The 23,246-nt window shown below is 44.4% G+C and carries 22 protein-coding genes and 1 other RNA gene; 11 read left to right on the top strand and 12 right to left on the bottom strand.

Annotated features, from left to right (window positions below; translation table 11 throughout):
- Positions 1-58: 58 nt before the first annotated feature.
- From E5Y90_RS09320 to rlmH, 3 genes are all read right to left on the bottom strand, one after another.
- The gene (locus tag E5Y90_RS09320; RefSeq protein ID WP_151203303.1) at positions 59-835 is read right to left on the bottom strand and encodes an META and DUF4377 domain-containing protein; all 777 of its coding nucleotides are present in this window, start codon (positions 833-835) and stop codon (positions 59-61) included.
- 142 nt (positions 836-977) lie between these two features.
- A complete protein-coding gene (locus E5Y90_RS09315; protein ID WP_174660064.1) occupies positions 978-1,754 on the bottom strand; it encodes a DODA-type extradiol aromatic ring-opening family dioxygenase in 777 nt (258 codons plus the stop codon).
- 103 nt (positions 1,755-1,857) lie between these two features.
- Positions 1,858-2,340, bottom strand: a complete 483-nt coding sequence (gene rlmH, locus E5Y90_RS09310; RefSeq protein ID WP_174660063.1) for a 23S rRNA (pseudouridine(1915)-N(3))-methyltransferase RlmH — start codon at positions 2,338-2,340, stop codon at positions 1,858-1,860.
- 154 nt (positions 2,341-2,494) lie between these two features.
- Between rlmH and E5Y90_RS09305 the strand changes: the two genes are divergently transcribed.
- Positions 2,495-3,442, top strand: a complete 948-nt coding sequence (locus E5Y90_RS09305; protein WP_174660062.1) for a M28 family peptidase — start codon at positions 2,495-2,497, stop codon at positions 3,440-3,442.
- A gap of 79 nt (positions 3,443-3,521) precedes the next feature.
- Here E5Y90_RS09305 and lon read toward each other — a convergent pair whose 3' ends face one another.
- From lon to E5Y90_RS09280, 5 genes are all read right to left on the bottom strand, one after another.
- Complete coding sequence (gene lon, locus E5Y90_RS09300) at positions 3,522-5,948, bottom strand: endopeptidase La (RefSeq protein ID WP_174660061.1); 2,427 nt, start codon at positions 5,946-5,948, stop codon at positions 3,522-3,524.
- A gap of 147 nt (positions 5,949-6,095) precedes the next feature.
- Entirely contained in the window at positions 6,096-6,677 is a 582-nt protein-coding gene (locus tag E5Y90_RS09295) for a 5-formyltetrahydrofolate cyclo-ligase (protein ID WP_151203327.1), read from the bottom strand.
- Between the two features lie 282 nt (positions 6,678-6,959).
- A non-coding RNA gene (gene ssrS / locus E5Y90_RS09290) (6S RNA) lies at positions 6,960-7,144 on the bottom strand.
- A 98-nt stretch (positions 7,145-7,242) separates the two neighbouring features.
- A complete protein-coding gene (locus E5Y90_RS09285) occupies positions 7,243-7,530 on the bottom strand; it encodes a cell division protein ZapA (RefSeq protein WP_151203308.1) in 288 nt (95 codons plus the stop codon).
- Positions 7,527-8,084, bottom strand: a complete 558-nt coding sequence (locus E5Y90_RS09280) for a hypothetical protein (protein WP_151203309.1) — start codon at positions 8,082-8,084, stop codon at positions 7,527-7,529. The genes E5Y90_RS09285 and E5Y90_RS09280 overlap by 4 nt, the downstream gene beginning before the upstream one ends.
- Before the next feature lie 64 nt (positions 8,085-8,148).
- Between E5Y90_RS09280 and E5Y90_RS09275 the strand changes: the two genes are divergently transcribed.
- The 6 genes from E5Y90_RS09275 (at position 8,149) to E5Y90_RS09250 (ending at position 15,117) form a co-directional block, all read left to right on the top strand.
- Positions 8,149-8,781 carry a UPF0149 family protein gene (locus E5Y90_RS09275; RefSeq protein WP_174660060.1) on the top strand — a complete coding sequence of 211 codons (633 nt, stop codon included), beginning with the start codon at positions 8,149-8,151 and terminating at the stop codon, positions 8,779-8,781.
- Positions 8,782-8,929: 148 nt separating this feature from the next.
- On the top strand, positions 8,930-10,264 hold the full coding sequence (gene pepP, locus E5Y90_RS09270; RefSeq protein ID WP_174660059.1) for a Xaa-Pro aminopeptidase: 1,335 nt from the start codon (positions 8,930-8,932) through the stop codon (positions 10,262-10,264).
- Positions 10,265-11,099: 835 nt separating this feature from the next.
- Positions 11,100-11,342, top strand: a complete 243-nt coding sequence (locus tag E5Y90_RS09265) for a DUF378 domain-containing protein (protein WP_174660058.1) — start codon at positions 11,100-11,102, stop codon at positions 11,340-11,342.
- 893 nt (positions 11,343-12,235) lie between these two features.
- Positions 12,236-13,444: a 2-octaprenyl-6-methoxyphenyl hydroxylase gene (gene ubiH / locus E5Y90_RS09260; RefSeq protein WP_151203313.1), complete on the top strand. Its 1,209-nt coding sequence runs from the start codon at positions 12,236-12,238 to the stop codon at positions 13,442-13,444.
- On the top strand, positions 13,441-14,688 hold the full coding sequence (locus E5Y90_RS09255) for an FAD-dependent monooxygenase (protein ID WP_151203314.1): 1,248 nt from the start codon (positions 13,441-13,443) through the stop codon (positions 14,686-14,688). Before ubiH ends, E5Y90_RS09255 begins: the two co-directional genes overlap by 4 nt.
- A gap of 177 nt (positions 14,689-14,865) precedes the next feature.
- Positions 14,866-15,117 carry a hypothetical protein gene (locus E5Y90_RS09250; protein ID WP_151203315.1) on the top strand — a complete coding sequence of 84 codons (252 nt, stop codon included), beginning with the start codon at positions 14,866-14,868 and terminating at the stop codon, positions 15,115-15,117.
- Between the two features lie 65 nt (positions 15,118-15,182).
- Here E5Y90_RS09250 and rsmI read toward each other — a convergent pair whose 3' ends face one another.
- Positions 15,183-16,025, bottom strand: a complete 843-nt coding sequence (gene rsmI, locus E5Y90_RS09245) for a 16S rRNA (cytidine(1402)-2'-O)-methyltransferase (RefSeq protein ID WP_151205993.1) — start codon at positions 16,023-16,025, stop codon at positions 15,183-15,185.
- Positions 16,026-16,035: 10 nt separating this feature from the next.
- Here rsmI and E5Y90_RS09240 point away from each other — a divergent pair, with 10 nt between their 5' ends.
- The 4 genes from E5Y90_RS09240 (at position 16,036) to E5Y90_RS09225 (ending at position 19,110) form a co-directional block, all read left to right on the top strand.
- Positions 16,036-16,995 (top strand): penicillin-binding protein activator, encoded by a 960-nt coding sequence (locus tag E5Y90_RS09240; RefSeq protein WP_174660057.1) that lies wholly within the window; start codon positions 16,036-16,038, stop codon positions 16,993-16,995.
- Between the two features lie 3 nt (positions 16,996-16,998).
- Positions 16,999-17,418 carry a YraN family protein gene (locus E5Y90_RS09235; RefSeq protein ID WP_151203318.1) on the top strand — a complete coding sequence of 140 codons (420 nt, stop codon included), beginning with the start codon at positions 16,999-17,001 and terminating at the stop codon, positions 17,416-17,418.
- A gap of 134 nt (positions 17,419-17,552) precedes the next feature.
- On the top strand, positions 17,553-18,242 hold the full coding sequence (locus E5Y90_RS09230; protein ID WP_151203319.1) for a BON domain-containing protein: 690 nt from the start codon (positions 17,553-17,555) through the stop codon (positions 18,240-18,242).
- The gene (locus E5Y90_RS09225) at positions 18,232-19,110 is read left to right on the top strand and encodes an alpha/beta hydrolase (RefSeq protein ID WP_174660056.1); all 879 of its coding nucleotides are present in this window, start codon (positions 18,232-18,234) and stop codon (positions 19,108-19,110) included. Before E5Y90_RS09230 ends, E5Y90_RS09225 begins: the two co-directional genes overlap by 11 nt.
- Positions 19,111-19,182: 72 nt before the next feature.
- Here the strand turns inward: E5Y90_RS09225 and nudC are convergent, their stop codons facing one another.
- The 3 genes from nudC to dnaQ form a co-directional block, all read right to left on the bottom strand.
- Positions 19,183-19,959, bottom strand: coding sequence for an NAD(+) diphosphatase (nudC, locus tag E5Y90_RS09220; protein ID WP_174660055.1), 777 nt, complete (start codon positions 19,957-19,959; stop codon positions 19,183-19,185).
- On the bottom strand, positions 19,959-21,602 hold the full coding sequence (locus E5Y90_RS09215) for a chemotaxis protein (protein WP_174660054.1): 1,644 nt from the start codon (positions 21,600-21,602) through the stop codon (positions 19,959-19,961). The genes nudC and E5Y90_RS09215 overlap by 1 nt, the downstream gene beginning before the upstream one ends.
- 125 nt (positions 21,603-21,727) lie before the next feature.
- The gene (gene dnaQ / locus E5Y90_RS09210; RefSeq protein ID WP_174660053.1) at positions 21,728-23,101 is read right to left on the bottom strand and encodes a DNA polymerase III subunit epsilon; all 1,374 of its coding nucleotides are present in this window, start codon (positions 23,099-23,101) and stop codon (positions 21,728-21,730) included.
- Positions 23,102-23,246 lie beyond the last annotated feature (145 nt).

Below are 23,246 nucleotides of genomic sequence, written 5' to 3'. Positions count from 1 at the left end.
ACTGAAAAAACCGATGCCTTAACATCGGTTTTCCATACATTTTATATCGACTTAAAAATTAAAGTGAACCCTTAACTGTTTCACGTTCAATAATCATGTCTTGAACATACGCATATTTGGAATGATCCGCTGCTGGATTTTTAACTTCATAACGTTTGATACGCACGATCTGGCGCTCTTTAGGGTTATGTGTAAAACCTTCGATAGAGTTATAGAATAATGTCCAGTCTTTATTGACTTGGGTTTTTACGCCATTGTCAGCATATTTGATTTCACGAACCTGGAGACAAGTTTGTGCTGTTACACCTGTGCATGCTTTGGTTTCTGGTGAAATTTCAAGAAAAATGGTTTCACCTTCACTTTGATATTTTGATTCAGCGGTTTGCTTACCAGTGAAGACAATTTTTTCGCCTTTCACAGAGACAATAGTCAGTGTTGGAGCTTGTGGATCATTCAAGTTTAAAACGAATGGGACTTTACGGTTTTCAAATAAATCTGCTGCAACTTTTTCTTGTGCCATGGCTTTAGGCTCACAGGCCATTTGAGTAGCCGCCAGGTTGCCCGTCACGATCTGGTTATTTTCAACTTTCCAACTGGTTCCCATACCGTTACAGCTGGTAGAAATTCCTAAACGGCCTGCTTTGTCAAACTTTAAAACCAGAGGTTTTGGGGCATCTGCTGTGTTAGCACTCCAATGGTAATTTGCCAAAGTCTGATCTGCATTTTGTTGTTGTAGTACAGACACAGCCAAATCTCCTACTTTTTGAATCTCAGATGATTGGCAAGCAGTCAGTGCAAGTGGGAAGAGTGCAAGTGCTAGAAGTTTTAGTTTCATTAGATTCAAGTTCTTGATTTAAAATAACAAGATACATCATATATGATCAGCTTTTAAAAAAAATGGATACATTCAGTTTTTTTTGGTTTCAAAGTGTATCCATTGATATTTTTTTGTTAATTGATGAAAGTTGCTTTAAATTTTAATCGAAACGGTAAATATCCATGCCTAAGGAACCCATGCTAAAGCTACTATGCACAATGCTGAAGCGGTGCCCGGTACCCATGGCAAAGAACAATGGGGTAAAGTGCTCCAAGCTTGGATGGTTGCGCTTGATATGAGGGAGCGATTGCCAGTCAAGTACTGTATTAAAGTCACTATGGGTCAGTTTGTTCACCACATAATTGCGGAAAGTCGATGCCCATTCTGGAACTTCGTCAGTATTTCCTTGCCAGGATAATTCAGCCAGATTATGGGTAATACTGCCAGAACCGATCAGTAGCACCTGCTGCTCACGTAACACAGCCAAGGTCTGACCGATCCCATAAATCTCCTCGGCACTCATTGACATCGGCAGAGAGATTTCCACCACTGGAATATCTGCTTCGGGATACATATGCAATAGCGGCATCCAGACACCATGATCACGTGGACGGACACTGTTGGCATGCGCCGAGAATCCGGCATTGGCAAACATATTCAGAATCTGTTCTGCCAGTTCAGGATTACCCGGTGCTGGATAGCGGAGCTGGTACAGCTCCGGCGGAAAGCCGCGAAAGTCATGCCAGGTTTCTGGACGAATACCGGTATTCACTTCCAGTACCTCACTTTCCCAGTGTGCAGACATCACCACAATGGCTTGCGGACGCGGTAAATTCAACGCCAGACGCTGTAAGGCCGGGCCTACCTGCTCCGGGTTAAGTGCCAGCATTGGAGAGCCATGAGAAATAAATAAGCCGGGCAGGGTTTGTAAGTTCATAATTCAAACCATATCAGTCAGATGTTTCAATAATGCCCAAAAAAGAGCATCAGGAGCAGGCGTGATTATTCAACAAAACGTTGCAAATACAGAACAACTGCGCTTAGCCAGCGCGATGATAAGGATGATTATGGTTGATGCTCATGGCACGATACAGCTGTTCGATCAGCATTACACGTACCAGCGGATGCGGTAAGGTGAGTTTAGAGAGCGACCAGTGCCAGACGGCTGCCTTACGCACAGCTTCTGAATGTCCGTCCGGTCCACCAATGGCTAACGCAATATCCTGACCTTCCAGCATCCAGCTTTTCATGGTTTTAGCCAGCTTTTCGGTACTCAATTCACGACCCCCCACTTCCAGCGCAATCAGCACTTCATTTGGTTTCAACGCACTCAAGATGCTGTCACCTTCAATATTGCGGTATTTCAAAATATCGGCTTCAGAATCATTTTTCCCACGTTTGGCCATAGGTAATTCAATCACCTGCGTCTGGACAAAGGGCTGAATGCGCTTAAAATAATCTGTAAAGCCAGTTAATACCCAAGCCGGCATTTTCTGACCAATGGTCAGGATACGAATTTTCATAATAGAGAATCAATCATTGGATACGCCATTATAACGATCTCCTAACATGAAGTTGAGCGGTGAAACAAATTGCAATTGAAATACTGGGAGTGATGTTGCTTTAATAAACCGAGTTCAAGTCTCCGCTTGATAATAAAGCCATGGAATAATAAGAATGCGGCCCAGCGTTATTTTAAAAGGATGTATTACGGTTCTTCTGTTGAGTTGGGGATTGCTGTGTTCTACAGCAAGTCAAGCCAATATTGCCAAAAGTGCTCAAGCAGGGCACCTAAAACTGTTTATTAACCAGATTGTTAATATTGATGAATTTCGGAATTTTAAGAATGTCGAAGAACTCAATCGGGTTTCAGCCTGGATCAAGCAGCAGATGCGACTATTTGGTATCCCTTGCCAGTTTCAAACTTATGTTGTCAATCATCTGAGCTATCGTAATGTCATTTGCCGTCTGGATGCCAAAGCGGAAAAGACCTTGGTGCTGGGAGCGCATTATGATGCACAAGGTGAGCAGGCTGGCGCGGACAATAATGCCTCTGGTGTTGCAGGAGCACTGGAAGCTGCACGGTTGCTGGCTTTACAAAAGACCAAACTAGAACACAATGTCGAGTTTGCCTTTTATACCCTAGAGGAACCCCCTTATTTTAAGTCTGAATATATGGGTAGTTACATTCATGCAAAATCGTTAAAAACTCAGAAACAGAAAATTAGAGGAGTCATCATTCTGGATTCAATCGGCTATTTTAACGATAACCAGGTACAAACCTATCCGGCTGGTTTAAAATGGATCTATCCAAGCGAAGGGAACTTTATTGCGGCGATTGGTCATCTGGCTTCAGCCGGAATGGTCACTCACTATTGTGAGTCGATGCAGCGTCTTTCCCGTTTAGAGTGTGAACGATTTATTAGCCCGGCCTTTTTGCAAAATATCGACTTTTCGGGTTATTTGAATTATGCCAAATTTAATTATTCTACGCTTTTGATTACCGATACAGCGCATTATCGCAACCCTTATTATAATACGCCACTGGATACGGTCGATAAGCTGGATTTGAATAAAATGGCAGATGTCGTCAATAGTGTGGTGGATTTGGCTTTGAAATTTTAGGCAGTTTTTAATTTTAACCATATACCCAGATAAAAAATTACCCTGCTCTGGCAGGGTAATTTTTTATAGCATAGCAATCTTAATGACGCGCTGCTTTGGCTTCTTCATTGGCTTTTACAAGGGGAGCTTTAACCAGTGCTTTCGGCATATCCATCAAAGCCAGTGGTAAAATTTCATCAATCGATTTCACCGCTTTAATTTCCAGGCCTTCTTTAACATTCTCAGGAATTTCCGCAAGATCGCGTATATTTGCCTGTGGAATGAATACCAGTTTGATACCTCCACGATGTGCCGCAAGCAGCTTTTCTTTCAGGCCGCCGATACGCATTGCACGGCCACTCAGGCTGGTTTCACCAGTCATAGCAATGTCTGGACGGATCGGAATCCCAGTAAACGCAGAGACCAGCGCCGTGGTTAATGCCAAGCCAGCAGATGGGCCATCTTTAGGGGTGGCACCTTCCGGTAAATGCACGTGTACATCAGTTTCCTCAAAGCGTGAAGCTTCGATACCCAGCTCATCGGCACGGGTACGAACCACAGTCATGGCCGCAGTAATCGACTCTTTCATCACATCGCCAAGAGAACCTGTGGTAATAAACTTCCCTTTACCTTTGACTGCTGCAACTTCAATGGTGAGCAATTCACCACCGACTGAAGTCCAGGCCAAACCATTGACACGGCCGACTTGAGCTTCTTCTTCTGCCATACCATAGTCAAATTTATGCGGACCCAGGTAGTCAGGAAGATTGGCAGCATTTACTTCAATCTGAAGGTTTTTAGCTTTCTTGCTGACGGCTTCTTTCACCACTTTACGTGCAATTTTCGACACTTCACGCTCAAGGTTACGCACACCGGCTTCACGCGTATAGCAGCGTACAATGTCACGAATTGCTTCTTCATGCACGGTAAGTTCTTTGGCACGTAGACCATTGTTTTTAATGGCTTTAGGCACCAGGTAACGGTCTGCGATGTTAACTTTCTCTTCTTCGGTATAACCCGGAAGACGAATCACTTCCATACGGTCCAAGAGGGCCTCAGGAATATTCATGCTGTTCGCGGTACAGATAAACATCACTTCAGACAGGTCCAGATCTAGATCAAGATAGTGATCATTGAACTTGTTGTTTTGTGATGGATCAAGTACTTCAAGCATCGCAGATGCTGGATCACCACGGTAATCCTGAGCCATCTTGTCGATCTCGTCGAGCAGGAATAACGGGTTTTTAACCCCAACTTTGGTTAGTGATTGTACGATTTTACCTGGCATCGCACCGATATAAGTACGGCGGTGACCGCGAATCTCAGCTTCATCACGTACACCACCTAAGGCCATACGCACAAACTCACGACCGGTTGCTTTGGCAATCGATTCACCCAGTGAAGTTTTACCGACCCCAGGAGGACCAACCAGACACAGAATCGGGCCACGCAGTTTTTTCACACGGGATTGAACTGCCAGATATTCCACAATACGGTCTTTGACATCATCCAGACCATAGTGATCGGCATCCAGAATTTCCTGCGCTTTGTTCAGGTTAATGCTGACTTTGCTGGCTTTGTTCCACGGTGTATCGAGAATGACTTCCAGGTAGTTACGCACCACAGCCGCTTCACTGGATGCCGGCTGCATGGCTTTGAGTTTGCGGAACTCAGCTTCGGCTTTTTTACGGACATGTTCAGGCAGGTCAGCTTCGGCCAGACGCTTTTCAATTTCCGCAACATCATCTTCTGCACCGCCATTCATATCGGAAAGCTCGCGCTGAATGACCTTCATTTTTTCATTCAGGAAATATTCGCGCTGGTTCTTTTCCATTTGGCGTTTAACCGAGTCATGCAGGGTTTGCTCAATCTGCTGTTCTTCAGATTGCTGCAATAAATAAGTCATCAGCTCGGTTAAGTGTGCTTCGAATTCATCGTGTTCCAGAAATTTCTGTTTTACTTCGATATTTAAGGGTACACGTGTCGCAACAAAAAATAGCAGCTGGAGCAAATCTTCGATTTTATTGGCAGCCGCGATCAGCTCGCGGGCATTGCGCAGTTTAGCTTCGGCATATTGAGCAAAGAGCGCACGCAGTTCCTGCAGACGAAGCGCTTGAGTATCTTCATCTACAGTGACGCTCATTGGACTCAGTTCATGCTCTGCAGTCAAATACTCATTTTCATCAATGATGGTTTTGAGCTTGGCACGATACAGGCCTTCAATCAGGACTTTAATACAGTTTTCATCATTTTCGTGATTCACAACTTGCACAATCTTCGCGACAGTACCGTATTGATATAAGTTGTCGTGATCAATTTCTTCTGTAAGCGAATCTTTTTGCGCAACTACAAATACTAGATTGTCACTGTTACGAGCCACATCAACTGCATTGATCGATTTTTCACGACCGACAAATAGCGCAATTTGCATATGTGGATAAACTACCACGTCACGTAGCGCCAAAAGTGGTAATACACTTGGAACCTGAGGCTCTAAGGTTTCTTGATTCATAATAATTTCAGACATGGGCACTCCTAATGAGTGACAACGGTGTTGCCATGTTTTTAATAGTGATGGGTAATTTAAAAATTACAAGGGTAAACAGGATTAAATTGTATGAAAAATGACTAATTATGTGATTTTAAAGCCTTTAACTCATTGGAAATACATTATTTAACGTTTAAAGCGTCGTAAAAGGGAGGGCGTGATTAAGGCATCAAGCGGCTGATCCCATGCTTCACGTTGCAAAGGCTGATGAATCAGCTGGAAATCATGCGCCAGACCGAGCCGAAAAGGATGACGAGGAGCAGATGCCAAAGTACGGTCATAATATCCGCCGCCCATTCCAATACGAGTTCCTACGGTATCGCAGGCCAGAAGTGGCATGATCAGTAGCTCCAGTTTTGAAACATGCAGACCACGTGTTGCGACCGGTTCACGCATTCCCAGACGATGATGGGCAAAGCGCTTATTGCGATATTGATACTTACTGATCTCGACCCAGACCAATTGCTGGTTCATATTACAAATAACTGGCAGATAGACCTGTTTAGCCATTTTAAAGCAGTATTCAATCAGCGCTTGGGTATGAATTTCCCCAAAGGCATGTAAATAAAGCCCGACAGACTTGCTGGTATGAAATTCGGGTAAGGTGCGGAGTATATTGAGAACGCGCTGCTGTGCCTGTTTTTGCCGGAAGGAAGAAAGTTGACGGCGTTGTTTACGGAGCTGTTTTCGAAGTTCAAATAGATTCATCGTCGTCATAAGCATAGGGTCTTTAAAATTCGCGATCAGCTTGAGAAGGGCAGCAAAGCTTCGCTATACCGAAGATAAAGAAGCCCTATATATTATAGACATATGGATAGTATTTTAAGAAAGCTTTAAACAACTAAAGCCTTGAGAATGAAATGAATCTATTGATAGTTTTAAGTCGGGCATGAAAACAGAGTTTTTGAGGCAGATCCGATCAATACAAAAAAATTAAAAATGTAATTGAAATTTAAAAAGATAAAAAAATGAAATGTATGAAAAATAGTCAAGCACTCCGAAGATGCCGCTGCATGTCATTACCCTTGAACCCTAAAGTTCAAGGTGGACGAGACGCATACTTGCTAGGTTTCCCATACCGGATGGGCATACACTCTAAATATGCAGAACTCAATCCTAAGATTTAAATATCGGCTCAGGGGAATTTGACCGGCTGGCGAACATCTCAGAGTTAAGACTCAGTATAAACTATAATAGGGATGAGGCAACTCTATGCTGTTCCTCAACTGTAAACATGCGGATTGAATGCTTGAACTTTAAACAAAAACTTAATTTATTCAGAGAGTTCTTCTACTTCTTCTAAAATAGTTTGTAACAAACGTTCGCAATGCGCATATTGCTGCAAGGACTTGTTCATGGTCAGAACTTCCTGCATCAATTCCAGTGCCACCATAATAATCAGCTTGCTCGGCTCCATGCGGGGCGCTTTGCGACGAAACTCATCATATTTTTCATTGAGTAACTGGGCGGCTCGCTCCAGATCCTCACGTTTATCCGCGGTGGAGGCCAGACGGAAGCTATGTCCCAGTACTCTTAAGTCGATAGCGATTTGCTCACTCATGATGATGCTTCCTCGGTCACTTCAGTCGGATGGGCCAGTTGCTGGATTTCCTGTGCATTCTGGTCTTGTGCAGTTCCCAAAATGGCCAGACGCTGAATAATGACTTCCACTTTCGCCTTTGCACTTTCATTTTTCTGGGTCAGACGCTCAGCTTCCTGATTCAGGCGCTGAATTTCCTGTTGGGCATGACGCTGATCAAGTAATAACTTTTCTTTTACTGCACGTAATTCATTGCGCTCTGCCAGAATTTCCTGAAAACGGTTTTTCAGATCGGTACAGCTTTTCTCCAGACGGCTATAACGATCCGCCAGCGCAGTGGCATCCTGATTTAACTGCTGGAACTGTCCACGTGTTTCAGAGAGCTTTTGGGTTAGACCTTCAATTTCTTGTTGTTTTTGTGTAATAACGCTATTTTTCTGTTCGATTTGATTTTGATATCGCGCATTAGAAGTCTCTTGCTCCTCGCGCAAACTGGTATTCTCATGTTCAAGATGGGCAAGTCGCGTTTTTAAAACGCCAATATGCCCTTGTAGACGCTGTAATTCTTCTAACATATCGAGGTCGCACAGTGTTGCAAACAAAGGTAATATATAAGCAGTATAGAGATTGGATAAACGAATGCAAGACGATATTTCAGGTTGGACGGAATGGTACCGCAATTTTTCTTCAATTGAAGAAATTTCTAGTCCAAGTGAGTTACATGGTCTGTTGACTGGCATTGTTTGCGTGACTCAGGCACCGACCAATGTAGAGTGGTTGCAGATTTTGGAAACGCTGGATGTCCCCGAGCTGAACCCTGAAGCATTAGAGTTATTAACCGGCGAAGCTGAAGATGTGTTTCATGCCCTGTCAGAAGATGAACTGGATTATCTGCCTTTATTGCCCGATGATGAGCACAGTCTGGCTGAGCGCGTTCAGGCACTGGCTGACTGGTGTGCCGGGGTAGTGCTGGGCTTTGGACTGGCTTCAGGACATATCCGTAATGATGAAATGGAACTGATTGAACATTTGCAGGGTGTGGCAGCAGTTGAATTCGAAGATTCTGATAATGATGCCGAAGGTGAAGAAAGCTACCAGGAACTCTACGAGTTTGTGCGTTTAATTCCGGTCAGCCTGTCCTTAGGGCGCAAGAAAGTTGCTGTGGAAGAAACCCCACTGTTGCAGAAATTTACTCAAAAAGTTCAACCCAAAGCGACGACTACAGAAGCACAATCTGTGGTCGAGATTTTCTCGCCTCAACGCCCGAGTTAATTCCACCAGCTTATAACTTGTCTTGAAAACAGGCAGATGTTTTGCTGGTATTTTTCGTTACTGACAGCAAACAGAACTGCGCTGCTTTCAGGGCAGACGCTTAATCCATATTTTAATCCTCATATAAATGAACAAGAAGTAAGGTCTCATGAAGAAACTGACTCAAGCCGATTTTCAGGAACGTCGTGACATCCTCGCGGGTGAAATAGGTCTGCGTAGTATTGCCATTATTGCCACCAGCCCGGTGGCCATGCGTAACCGCGATGCAGATTATAAATACCGAGCAGACAGCAGTTTTTTCTATTTAACCGGTTTTGCCGAACCTGAAGCAGTTGCAGTCATTGAAACCTTTGATACCGCAGAGGAAGGTTATACCTATAGCCTGTTCTGCCGTGAGCGGAACCGTGAAATGGAAATCTGGAATGGTTATCGGGCTGGTATTGATGGCGCTATTGAAGAGTATAAAGCAGATGAAGCCTATGCAATTGATCTGCTAGATGAAGAAATCTTACTTAAGCTGCAGAACAAGGATAAGCTTTTTTACCGGATTGGGCACAATGCAGACTTTGATGCGCGTGTGGCCAGATGGATCGCAGCTGCCAATGGTGAAAGCCGCCGCGGGACTTCGGCACCAGCGCAGGTCATTCAGCTGGATCGCATTGTGGATGAAATGCGCCTGCATAAAGATCAAAAAGAAATTGAACTGATGCAGATTGCATCTGATATTTCAGCCCAAGCTCATACTCAAGCCATGAAAATGGTGCATCCGGGCATGATGGAATATGCTCTGGAAGCCGAGCTGAATTATATTTTTGGTAAGAATGGTTGTGTGCCTTCTTATAACAGTATTGTGGGTGGAGGCGACAATGCCTGTATCCTGCATTATGTAGAAAATGACAAACCGCTAAAAGCGGGTGATTTGGTCCTGATCGATGCGGCGTGTGAATATGAATTTTATGCCTCGGATATTACCCGTACTTTCCCGGTAAGTGGCACATTTAGCCCTGAACAAAAAGCGCTTTATAATATTGTACTTGATGCGCAAATTGCCGCAATTAACGCGGTTCAGATCGGTAATTCTTATAAACAGCCACATCATGTCGCAGTACGTATTCTAGTTCAAGGGCTGCTTGATCTTGGCATTATGCAAGGTGATATTGACGATATTATTGAAAAAGAAGCCTATCGCCAGTTCTATATGCATGGTACCGGACACTGGTTGGGCATGGATGTTCATGATGTGGGTAGCTATAAGCTAGAGGGTGACTGGCGTAACTATGAAGAGGGAATGGTCGTGACCATTGAGCCAGGTCTTTACATCGCACCTGATGATGAAACAGTTGACCCGAAATGGCGGGGTATCGGTATTCGTATTGAAGACGATATTGTAGTGACTAAACATGGTCCGCTGAACTTAACCTGCAAAGTAGTGAAAACAGTGGAAGAAATTGAAGCACTGATGGCTAAAGCACGCACTGTATAAATCTATTTAAAACAGCCAGTCAGATGACTGGCTGTTTTATTTCAGTCCCTATTTTATCTGACAAGAATGCTGAAAATATTGTAGAGAAGCCCAAATACTGGCCTGAATTCGGAGCTTTAAGACGCTGGACCAGTGATTGATGACCATCTGGTTGTAATCCTTCCACCTTAGTCTCTTTTAATATCAGCACGCTGAGGTTTCATTCAAAGCTCCTGTGTAGGAGTCATATTGGCTTTTTATTCAGGACGTGGATGACAAGATCATATAAACATGCAGGCCCCCAACACCAGGACATGAGCTGAATTTAAGAAGCGGGATACCTACATTTGAAGGCATGGCTGAAATGGTCGAGCAGGGGGCAGTATCGATATCTTGCCCGACATTACTGCCAATCGTTATCAGAGCAGATGTCAGTATAGAACGCTTGTTTTGGTGGATAACTGGGCAAAACCTAAGCTGTGTCTTGGCTATCTGGCGTGACAAACCTTCAGCCCAGCCATGAAAAATATGTCAAATCCTCTAAAAAAATAAGCGACATGGTCACTGGTAAAATAATTTTTTAGAGAGAAAGGTTCTTTTAATTTTATTTTGTTAAAAGAGATCCCTACTTTACTCACTCATTTAAAGCCTCACTGAGAATAAGAAAAATTTCAACTTACGTTTATCTTGTATAAGCAAAACAAAACCAACCCGGTTAAAAAATAAACTTTATAAGATGACAGTACTTCAACACAGCTTCGGCCTTTTTAGCATCAATACAACATATTAAATAGAGCTTAGTTTTCATAATTTCTCTGATCCCTGAGTAAATTTAAACAAGAGTAGGAGACAACAAATGAGACTAAATACGATCGACTGGATTGCTTATGCTTTGGCAATTATTGGTGGAATCAACTGGGGTTTGGTGGGTGCATTTAATTTCGATTTAGTTGCTGCAATCTTTGGTGAAATGAGCACCCTGTCTCGAATTATTTATGTTCTGGTGGGTTTGTCAGCCTTATATTTAATTTATACAGGAACGAAATTAGGCAGAACCATACATCACCATCCGGATACTCACTCGAGAGTAGTGCGTTAATCCGTTAATGCGCTGAATGGCAGAAAGAGATCATTGATATCTGAGTGAGATGGAACTTGAAGCTATTAAATCTTAATAAGTGAAAACGGAGCTCAGGTTCCGTTTTTATGATGGATTAAAAAATCTCTCTCATTCTTTCCGTGGATATAAAGATGATATTTCATCATTTTAAGCGCTGTTTTTAAACACTTTCAGCCAAAGAAAAACTAAAAGAAATTAACAGCATGAAAAATAAGAGAAGAAAAACCCCGGCATCCTGCCGGGGTTTTTCTTCTGGATTTGTTCGGTATAACTCCTGTCGTACCAGACTGTCCTTGTGCTTATCTCTTGTTATTCTTATAGGGAACGTCCTATTCCTGATGAGTTCATCATAGAAGGTCTTCTATATGCTGGATAGCAGTAAAGGACCGCAACTGATGTACGCCGGAGATTACAAAATTGAATAAAGTTTTTTGAAGAGGAATAAGAATTACCATGCTTTCTCCTGACTTTACTCAAGCTGGAATAGATAATTTCTAGAATTTGCTCTTGTTTTAATGGGTGGAGAATATCGTTCATGATTTGCAGGGTAGTGGGGTTCGCTACGAGATCTAGTTCTTTATCAAAACTAGGTGCTATATGTTTTGCATAAGCAAAACTCGATCAACCAAAGGACAGATGCAAAACTGGTTTTTAAGCATTATTTTAAAGTTTCCACATTTTAAAGCTTGCCATGAATTCACTCTCAGAACCCCCCTGCATGCTGTCCCTTCATCAAGGAAGCCAGCACCTTCAAGAAGTACTGGGTAGGCAAAACCTAATTTATTATAAAAAAGGAAATTTTTGAGCTAATATAAAATCTATCATGATTATAAGTATCTGTTATGTAGATACGATATTGAAAGGATTAGAGCATGCAACAAGAAGTCATCATTGTCGGTGGTGGTATGGTCGGCTTAAGCCTCGCACTGATGTTGGCGAAAACCAATATTGCAGTCAAACTCTTGGAAGCGATCAAATATCCGGATTATGATGATGTAAGTCTTGCTCCCTATCACTCCGGTTTTGATGCCCGTAACAGTGCCTTGTCGCGCCGTAGTGTGCAGATTTATCAGGAGTTGGGACTTTGGGATGCTTTACAGGAACATGCCACTCCAATTCTTGAAGTCAATATTACCGAACAGGGCAGCTTTGGTAAGGCACGGTTGGTTGCAGAACAGGAAAAAGTAGAAAGCTTTGGTCAGGTGATTGAAAATGCCTGGCTCGGCCGGGTACTCCTTGCTGAAGTTAAAAAAAATCCACTGATTGAACTGATTGATGGTGTTCAGGTTACATCACTGACCCAAGATGCCGACTTTGCTTATATTGAAGCGCAGCGCGGTGAATCTGTACTGAGCTTGCAATCCAAACTGCTCATTGCAGCAGACGGACGGGATTCTTTCTGCCGTAAAGCTCTCGGGGTCGGTGCATCCGAACATGATTATGATCAGGTTGCGATTGTAACGACTGTACAAACTTCTAAACCGCATCATCAGGTGGGTTTTGAGCGTTTTAGCCATTTAGGGCCATTGGCCTTATTGCCACTACCGGGCGAATATCGCCGCTCTGTGGTCTGGCCTGTAAAAAAGGGTACAGAAGGAGAATGGCTGGGTGAGGAAAATGATCAGCACTTCCTGAATGCCTTGCAGCAAACCTATGGTGACCGGGCAGGTAAATTCCAGAAAACCGGTAAACGTTTTAGCTTTCCCTTATCTCAAGTTCTGGCAGAAAAGCAGGCCATTGGCCGTGTGGTGTTAATGGGAAATGCGGCACATACCATCCATCCGGTTGCCGGGCAGGGTTTTAACCTGTGTATGCGCGATGCCTATGTACTGCTGCGCTATCTCAAAGAACAGCAGGCACAAGGGGCAGACTTGGGCAATGCAGCGGTGTTGCAGGATTATGAAAAATCCCGTCTGAATGATCAGCAGCGTGTGATTAAGTTCTGTGACTCTGTGGTGCGTGGCTTTAGTAACCAGAATCCATTTTTAAAGCTGGTCCGTAATACCGGACTCATTGCTTTTGATACTATTCCAGGCATCAAGCCACTCGTTGCAAATTATGCCATGGGGTTAAAAGCATGAGCTTAAATCAAACTAACGAAATATTAGACGTTGTCATTATTGGTGGTGGATTGGTAGGTGGGCTCACTGCGCTATTGCTGGCCCAAGGCGGTATACAGGCCACTGTGCTTGATGTTGCACCTATCCTGGATGAAGCCAAAACTTTAAGTGTGGCCAATCCGCGTGTTCTGGCTCTAAGTCAGGCAACCATTCACCTATTAAAAACGGTGGGTGTCTGGGAAAATCTGGCACGGCAGCAGCCTTATACCGGCATGCAGGTCTGGAATAAAAATGGTTATGGCGAAATTAATTTTGGTCATCCTGCAGAAAAAACACCATCGGTAGAGCAGGCTTTAGGCTCGATGGTGGAACCAAGCATTCTGAATCTGGCCATTCAGCAAAAGATACTGCAGGATGTGCAGGACTATCGCACGCAGGTCAAAGTTAGCCGGATCGAACGTGGTGTTGGCGTTTGGTTGATTCATCTGGCGGATGGGACTCAGCTAAAAACCAAATTGGTGATCGGTGCAGATGGCGCGAATTCCTTTGTGCGGGAACAGGCCTTTATCGATCTGGATGTACTGGATTATAAACAGGCGGGGATTAGCTGTGCGATTAAAACGGCTCAGCCACATCAGCATGTGGCCCGCCAGATTTTCCTCGAAACCGGCCCATTGGCCTATTTGCCGATGGCCAGCCTGAAAGCTGAGGAACAGGGGCACTGGCAATCGATTGTCTGGACATTGCCGGACGATTATGCCGATGAATATGCTGCACTATCAGATGCCGAGTTTAAGCAGCTTCTGACGCGTGAAAGTTATTATATGCTGGGTGAAGTGCTGGAAGCGACACCGCGTGCCAAATTCCCACTCAAGGCGCGTGCTGCACAGCAGTATGTACAGGATGGATTGGCGCTAATTGGGGATGCGGCGCATGTGATTCATCCGCTGGCGGGACAAGGGGTAAATATTGGCTGTCTGGATGCAGCAGTGCTATGTGATGTGTTGTTGCATGATAGAGCACGTGGCGTTTGGGCACATGAGCAGACCTTGAAGCGTTACGAACATCGCCGTAAGGGACAAAATGATGCGATGATGCATAGCATGTCTTTAATTGGCTGGATGGAAACCGCCCAGCTCTTTCCGGTGGTGTGGGCACGTAATTTTGCTCTGAAACAGGTGGAACAGCTGCCCCTGTTAAAAGATGCGTTTATGGCTCAGGCCAATGGTTTGAGTTTGCTGAAAGCTACCCGTTACTCCGCCTAGATCGTGAATGTAAATTTTTTAAACAAACACTCATAAAGAGTAACTATTTTGTTTAAAAAAAATACGATTTTTTAATAGGAAGTACTAGGCGAAACCCACAGAGATTGCTAAATTTCAGGTAATTTCAAACCGAGCTTGAAATGCCCAAAACCAGCAGTCATTTGTGGGGAGACTAAAATGACAGATATAAATGATTATGATGATGTAGAAGATCCTGTTGTCGACGATGAAGAAGCACAGGCAGCTGAAAAAGGTGCAGTCAGCAGCGATGAAGCTGTAAATGATAGTGATGTGGTCGAAGCGGAAACTCTGACGATTACTGCCAAACAAAAGCAGCGTCAGGCTCTGGAAGATGAAATAGCGGCTTTCCTGGCCAAAGGTGGTCGTATTACTGAAGTTCCAGCGGATGAATCCGTTGCCAGAGAATAATAGCTGCCAGGTTTAAGCCCAAAAAAAACACCACCTTGCTTGTGGTGTTTTTTTTGAAGAATGCATTAGCCATTTGCAGCGGTCAGTTCCAATGCACGCTGATAGGCGATTTTTTTCTTGATGCCAGTGAGATCAGCAGCCAGTTGGGAGGCGGCTTTGACCGAGAGATCCTGTAATAAGCGCAGTAAAAGTTTGTCCAGTTTTTCCTGATCCAGATCTTTTTCTACCGTTGCACCACCGACCACCAGCACAATTTCACCTTTTTGCTGATTATGATCCTGAGCAATAAATTCCACCAGTTCAGCCAAGGTCATTTTTTTGATGGTTTCAAAAGTCTTTGTAATTTCACGGGCAAAGCCGACAGGGCGCTCTGCACCAAAAACCTGAGCCAAATCTTTGACACATTCCAGAATCCGATGCGGCGCTTCGTAAAAAATCAGGGTCTGGCTTTCATCTTTGAGTTTTTCCAGAGTTAACAGACGCTGGCTTTGTTTTGAAGGCAAAAAGCCTTCAAAGCTAAAACGGTCACTAGGCAGACCTGCAGCACTTAGGGCGGCAATTGCTGCACAGGCACCCGGTACCGGAACCACCCGGATATTGTGCTCTTGTGCTGCACGGACAAACTTGAAGCCTGGGTCACTGATCAGGGGAGTACCGGCATCACTGATCAGTGCCATATCTTCACCCATGAGCAGCCGTGCAATCAGCTGTTCAATCTTGTTGCTTTCGTTGTGTTCATGGCAGGCCGTCAGCGGTGTTTGAATATTAAAATGTTTAAGTAATTGTGCAGAAGTTCGTGTATCCTCAGCGGCAATAAGACTCACCGATTTTAAAACTTGAATTGCACGATAACTAATATCATCTAAGTGCCCGATTGGAGTCGCAACAACAAATAACTGAGCACTCATAGGTTTCTCCATGTGGAATAAAATGAATAATAAAAAATGGAAGATTAAAAATAAAATATTGTGCTTAAGCCTGCTGCTCTGCTGTAGCAGTGTACAGGCGGAAGTGCTGATCATTCTACCTGAATCTGGCCCTTTGGCGCGAGCTGCATCCAGTATCAAACAGGGTTTTCTAAGTGCCTATCAGGTTTCCGGGCAGAAAGTCCCGCTAAGATGGGTTAATTCTGACCAGAAGAAAATCCCCCAACTATTGAAACAGCATGTCAATAAAAAGACCCAGCTGGTGATTGGCCCACTGGCCCGTCAGGATGTTGAGCAATTGATTCAAAGCAGGCCCGGAATTCGCACCTTAAGCTTAAATGAAGCGACGTCAAAGACCGCCAAGGTCTGGCAATTCAGTCTGTCGAAAAGAGATGATGCAGCTGCCTTAAAACAGCAAATCTCTCAAGACGGTATCCAGCAGCTTCTGGTGCTACGCCAGCCAGGACATGAAACGGAACATGAGCTTGTACTGATGTCACTGCTGAGCCAGAGCAATTTACAATTACATCTGGTTGAGAAACCGCCCTTTTTCTTGAAACATAAACAAGGCATATTATTACTTGGTAATGCAGACTGGCTGGCTACTTTACAGGGCTTGGGACATAAACGTATCTATACGGTCGCCCATGCAATTAATGAGCAGTATTCACCGCCACGGGGCATCAAGTTTTGTGATGTGCCCGTACTTTATTTTGGTCACTGGCCCGACGTTCATCAGGCCTATCATCAGAATCCGGTAGATATGTCCTATCAGCGGCTGATTGCCTTTGGGGGCGATGCTTGGCAAATTGCCCAATATTATCTTGCCAATAAAAAACTGAAACAGATTGAGTTTTATGGCCGCACCGGTCTGATTCAGCTATCCGAGCAGGGTGTACAGCGTACACCCTCCTGTTTTCAGCAAACTGCCCATGGCTTGAAGGTATTGTGAAGGATGAGCAGACAAAAACAGTTGGGGCTATGGGCCGAACAGCAGGCGGCCCACCTGATGGAGGAGCAGGGTTTTCAGTTATTGGCCCAGAACTATCATAGTCGTTATGGTGAACTGGATCTGGTGATGCAGCGTGGGCTAGAGCTGGTTTTTGTAGAGGTAAAGGCTCGGGCCAGAACCCGTTATGCCCCAGCGATTGAATCTATTTCTTACACAAAGCAAAGAAAAATCTTACAGACAGCCTTATGTTTTATTCAGCAATCTCCACAATTTATTCATCATGATTATCGTTTCGATGTAATTTGTTTTGATTTTAATCAGTATTTTGCAAAAACCATACAGCATGACTTTTCACTATACCCGTATGATTTGCAATGGATTGAAAATGCTTTTACTTTTGATCAAGAGTTTATTAATCTTTGAACAAAATAAGTCCAGATATGCTTATATTTACTGCAGGAACAGGCTAAAGTCCCCTATAGTGGAATTTATCTGAACTTAAGAACAGACGATTAAATTAAGATAAAGACTGTAAAAAATTGAAGGAGTCTTGCTGAGTGGTTAAGCGTATTGCAATAACAATGCTGTGTGTCGCAAGTTTATCGGGTTGTGCCAGCTTTATTTCCAGTGGTACAGGTACGGCTCCTGTAGGTACCGAAAGTGGTGTACGAACGTTGGGACAGGTGTTTATTGATTCTTCTATTGTGCGTACTGCAAAAATTAATCTTTATAAACTGGATTCGCGTTTTAAACAGGCGCGGGTCAATATTGAAAGTTTCCATGGCAATGTGCTGTTGACGGGGCAGGTGCCAGATGCGCATCTTAAGCAGCTGGCAGAAGATAATGTCAAGTCGATGAGCGATGTGAAAGCCGTCCATAACTTTATTACAGTAGGTAATCAGATCAGCTATAACACCATCATGCAGGATACGGCAGTGACCGCCAATACCCGTGGCCTGATTATGAAAGCACCGGTGGTGTCAGACAGTAAGCTGCATATCCATACCGAAGATGGCGTATTGTATGTGATGGGGCGCTTAAACAATGCGGAAATTAATGACCTGAATCAGGTGCTGCAACAGGTAGGCAATGTCACAAAAATTGTCACTTTGATTGATAATATCGAACAGAGTTCAACGCTAAACGGGCAGGATTTTGCGGCACCGGCTTCCTATGCGCAACCTGGCTTGGAACAGACACCAGTTGCCATTGATCCAGATGCGATTGAGCCAACCGATGCTCCATAAGGTTGAGCATTTAAGAACGCAACTGTCAAATCAGTTACTTGAAGTCCAGCAACGCTATAAAGATTTGCGAGTATATGATGTTGGCAGTTATGCGTTGAATCGTTTAACCCCCCGACAGGGTTATAGTTTTGAACACCAGCTGGCTTATGGACTGAAAGCTCGGCAGCGCTTTGACTTGTTCCGCAGTCATCAGCCTTTATCTCATCGGCCACTGATTGTATTTGTACATGGCGGTGCATGGCTGCATGGGGACAAAAAGGATTATCGCTTCATTGGCGAAGCTTTTGCCAAAGAAGGCTATGATGTCGTCGTTATGAATTATCATCTGGCGCCTGAACATATTTTCCCGATGTATATTAATGACCTGCATTTATTGCTTAATCATTTACAGCAGGCAGAAACGCAGTTAAACATTTCTACAGAAAATCTGGTCTTGATGGGGCATTCTGCCGGGGCATTTAATGTAATGTCGGCTTTATATCATCCACAAAAGGCAATGATTCAGCGCGAGAATATCCGAGCTATTATTGGACTAGCCGGGCCTTACCATTTCGATTATAAAAATGACCCGATCTGTGCCGATGCCTTTGATCAGTCGATTCCCTATCAGCAGGTGATGCCTTATTATTTTGTAGAAAACAGCTCGACCAGGCATTATCTGTTTATGGCGGAAAGAGACACTATTGTTGGCCATTTCAATAGTCAGGACTTGGATCAGGTCCTGAAAGATCATGGTAATCATTGTGAATTGGTGACAATTCCAAAGCTTGGACATATTACCCTGATTGGTTCATTGTCCAGTTTGTTTAGCCGCTTCTTTGAAACCAAGCCGCGTGTAATGTGGGCGCTTGAGGATGCTTTTAGATAAAGAGCTATCTGTGTAATTCAAACGCTTAGCAATAAAAAGCCCGGTTTAAACCGGGCTTTTTGATTAAATCTTTTAGAGCCAGGCCCGGGTGTCATCAGCCACCGGGAGACCTTGGGTCACATGCATGATCATGGCGTGGGCAATACTGCCTTTAAATGGAATCTCGGGCAGCTGGTCAAATTTGAAAAATTGCGCATCACTGATTTCCTCTTCCTGCAACTGTAACTCACCTCCCGCATATTCTGCTTTAAAGGCAATCATCAGGTTGCTGGGGAAAGGCCAGGGTTGGCTGGCCAGATACTGGATGTTCGTCAGTTCCAAGCCTACTTCTTCAAAAGTTTCACGACGGACTGCTTCTTCAAGGGTTTCTCCGACCTCTACAAAGCCAGCAATCAGGCCATACATCTGACTGTTCTTGTTGCGTGCATTTTTGGCCAGCAGTATTTCATTCTCACCTCGGGTAATAACCGTAATGACACAAGGCTGAACCCGGGGGTATTGACGATAATGACAAGTAGGACAGACCATGGCATGTTCTGTGGTATGAGCTTCAGTCGCTGTGCCGCAGTGACTGCAGAATTTGTGGTTACGGCGCCACTCCAGTAATTGCACGGCGCGGCTGGCCTGTTCAAATTGCTGGGCATTCCAGAATTGTAACAGCTGACGGATGGGCACCAGTTGCAGGCCGTCAGGGATCGGCTCTTGCGGAAGCAGGTCACGGGCAATTACCTGAGCATCCGTGTTCAGTAGCAAGTCACCTGCGAGTGCTTCAACTCGCGGAAGTTGAAAGTGTTGATCGACCAGCAACTGTTGCTGCTGGAAAATATAAGCCAGTGATAATTTAGACATTAGGCAACGCTTTTCAGTTTTTCACTACTGTCTAATGCTATCTTAAACATGGACTGTAATACAGGCTGTTTATTCTTTAAGTTATTAATCATCATATCCGCGCTTGCCAGTGCATCCAGTGCGTGATGCACTTCCTCTGGACTGAGAGCCGTTGACAGTTCAAAGCGCTTCTTGATAAAGGCCGCTGTGGTCACAAAGGCTGTACGGACCTGTTCAGCATTCAGGAACATCATCGCCCCGCCAATTTCAATCAACTGTGCTGGTACAGCTTCGAGTGCGGCCAGATCCTGCTCTTGCAGATAATTGCTCAGAGTCTGGCTAGACAGTTCGATGATTGCCTGGGTTTCATTCAATAGGGCGGTATGAGCTTCATCCAGACGGTCGAGTGAAACATTCATATTATTCACCCGCAGCTGTAGACGGCTCGAAGTATGATGACGTTCCAGCACTCCAATCGAGTTCATGGCTGACAGAATGACATTCATCAGTTGCTGGGCAAAGTTTTCATCTTTGAGAATATCCGCCTGACTCAATGACGCGGCTTGCTGGGTCAGGTCATTGTAGGCTTCATTCAGGTTCAGTACCTTGAAAATATTGGCCAGATTATTCAACTGAAGCTGAAGTTCCTGCGTTTTTTCAGGACTCATGTTCTGATAGTTGTATTCGATCTCATTACGAATTTGCGCCATTTCTGTGGTCACCAGTTCACTGATCGTCTGCATGGTTTCAAAGTCAGGTCCATAAAGATGACGGCTGAATACCTGCAATTGCGTATCAGTGAGCAGCTCATCGCCAATGTTGAGCTGGTTACGGATATGTTGTGAGATAGGATCTTCCTGACTGATGCAAAGGCTAATTACATTGGCCAGATCGCTCATGGAGGCCTTAAAGCTTTGCGGTGTATTAAAGTACTGCGCCATATTGCGTTCGATGCTGATCAGGGTGCGCAAACGCGGTTCATTAATCAGCAAGTGCTCAATATTGTTAAACGCTACATGGACCAGATGCCAGTATTGCTTACTCGGATGATTGACGGCCAGACCTGCCAGATAGGTACCGACCAGCTTGATTGCCTGCAAATCCATCTCGCTTTCTTCCTGTTTTAGCAGCTTGTTTAGAGACAGCTTGTACAGGCGTTGTACATAGTTGGATTTTTCCAGACCTGGCGCTTGCGGTAACTGGAAGTCCGGGGTAATCAGATCCAGTAGAGGTTCAATATGCTGACCTTCGGTAGTTAGCGGTTTGCCCAGCGCAATTTCCAGACGGTTCAGGGTATCCAGCAGGAACTGTGGAATCTTCACTTCACGCAGACAGATAAATTCGATATAGCGTTTCAGCATGGTGGTGCCTTCACTCAACGCGATCACGTCCTGAGTATTTACCTGGGCCGGATTTTCTATAATCTTGCGCATAAGTTCTGCTGAATATTGAGCAATTTTTGCCAGACTTTGCATATCAATCAGAGCCAGAACCTGCGCACACTGTTCAAACTGATTTAATGCATCATCAATACCAAAAGGTAAGGCCTGATCTTCTACCAAGGTGCTTACTGCTGATTCGACTAACTTGATCGAGTTATCAACCTCATTTTTTATTATCAGTAATGCTGTTGGATCAAAATGTATAGAGGTTTGGTAAGACATGGATCTGCACCTTTCCTGAAGTATTATCTATATATGCGTCCCGTTTTATTGGACGGAACTGTTTGTAATTACTATAACTGAAGAACTGTATTTTTAAAGCGAAATTACTGCTCGAAATCTAGATTTTATTTGGCAAAAAGGCAAGGAGTTCCATGCTTTTCCTGAAATTGTTTGACCCACTTCTCATGTTCTGCAAGTTCTTCATCTGATGGAAGAATCACCGGCAGCTCCATCTCGATCCGGGCGCTGCCAGAACGGTTCCCTTGTTCTTCTGTCTGAGAGAGGGCATCCATATCAAAAGAAACCTGTCCACCGGTCATCGCCAGATAGACATCGGACAGAATTTCCGCATCCAGCAAGGCGCCATGGAAGGTACGGTCGCGTTGTGGAATTTCATAACGGCGTACCAGTGCATCAAGGGAGTTTTTCTGTCCAGGATGCTTGGATTTGGCCATAGCCAGAGTATCGGTAACTTCACATACTTCGGACAACGCAACATGCCCTGCACGCTTGAACTCCATATCTAGGAAGTTCATATCAAAGGTCGCGTTATGTGCAATAATCTCGGCTCCTTGCAGATAGTCAAACAGGACCTGAGAAATCTCTTCAAATAATGGCTTGTCTTGCAGGAATTCATCAGTAATGCCGTGGACATTGACCGAATCGCCGACCGGTTTTTGAGGGTTGGTATAAATATGAATCGAGCTGCCAGTGAGTTTGCGGTTAATCATCTCGATTGCACCAATCTCAATAATCCGGTCACCATCCTGATAGTAAAAACCGGTAGTTTCCGTATCCAGGATTAATTGGCGTGGGCCATGTAACTCTACTGTTGCAGGTGTAATGACAATATGTGGATGCATCTGAACCGGCTGGGCTTCATTCATGGCCTGAGAATGAGAGCTTGGTTCTGGGACTGCCATATCAGTTTCAGTTTCTTCAACCTCAATCGGCTCTTCCGGTTCTTCTTCATCCGTCATCAGGTCCAGACCAAAAGGATCGTCTAGCAGCCAGTCGGGTTCAGATTTTTTTTTATCTTCCGTGGTGGAAGCAGATGAAGCGGACAGTTTGGATTTTTTCAGGGTTTCATCAGCGCCCTGATTGGCCAGCTGGTCGGCCATTTCATTGCCCGCATGACCGGCATGGCCTTTGATCCAGTGCCATTCAATTTCACGTCCCTGGCAGCTTGCATCCAGTTCTTGCCAGAGGTCCGGGTTTTTGACATCTTTCCAGTTTTTCTTTTTCCAGCCGTGAATCCATTCGGTAATGCCTTGTTTGACATAATTGGAGTCGGTATAGATCACCAGTTTTGCATCTTTGGGGCAGAACTTAATTCCTTTGATGGCGGCAGTCAGTTCCATACGGTTATTGGTGGTATGGTCTTCGCCACCACAAATTTTATGTTCCTGCTGTCCGCTAACAATATACGCCCCCCAGCCGCCTAAACCAGGATTGCCACGGCAAGCGCCATCAACATAGAGGGTAATTGTGTGTGACATATATAAATCCGATCAGAAAAGAACATGATGAGCCGATATTGTATAACGCAAATGCAGCGGATTAAGCTACCCGTAGCGGTTTTTTTAATTTCTTGTAACATTTAACGTGAAATCAGGGTAAATTATTGCCTTGTGTCTCCGACAT

It is taken from the genome of Acinetobacter sp. 10FS3-1, from assembly GCF_013343215.1.
GTDB lineage: Bacteria > Pseudomonadota > Gammaproteobacteria > Pseudomonadales > Moraxellaceae > Acinetobacter > Acinetobacter lwoffii_C.
The sequence above is the reverse complement of the archived record's forward strand: the minus strand, read 5'-3'. Positions and strand labels throughout refer to the sequence as shown.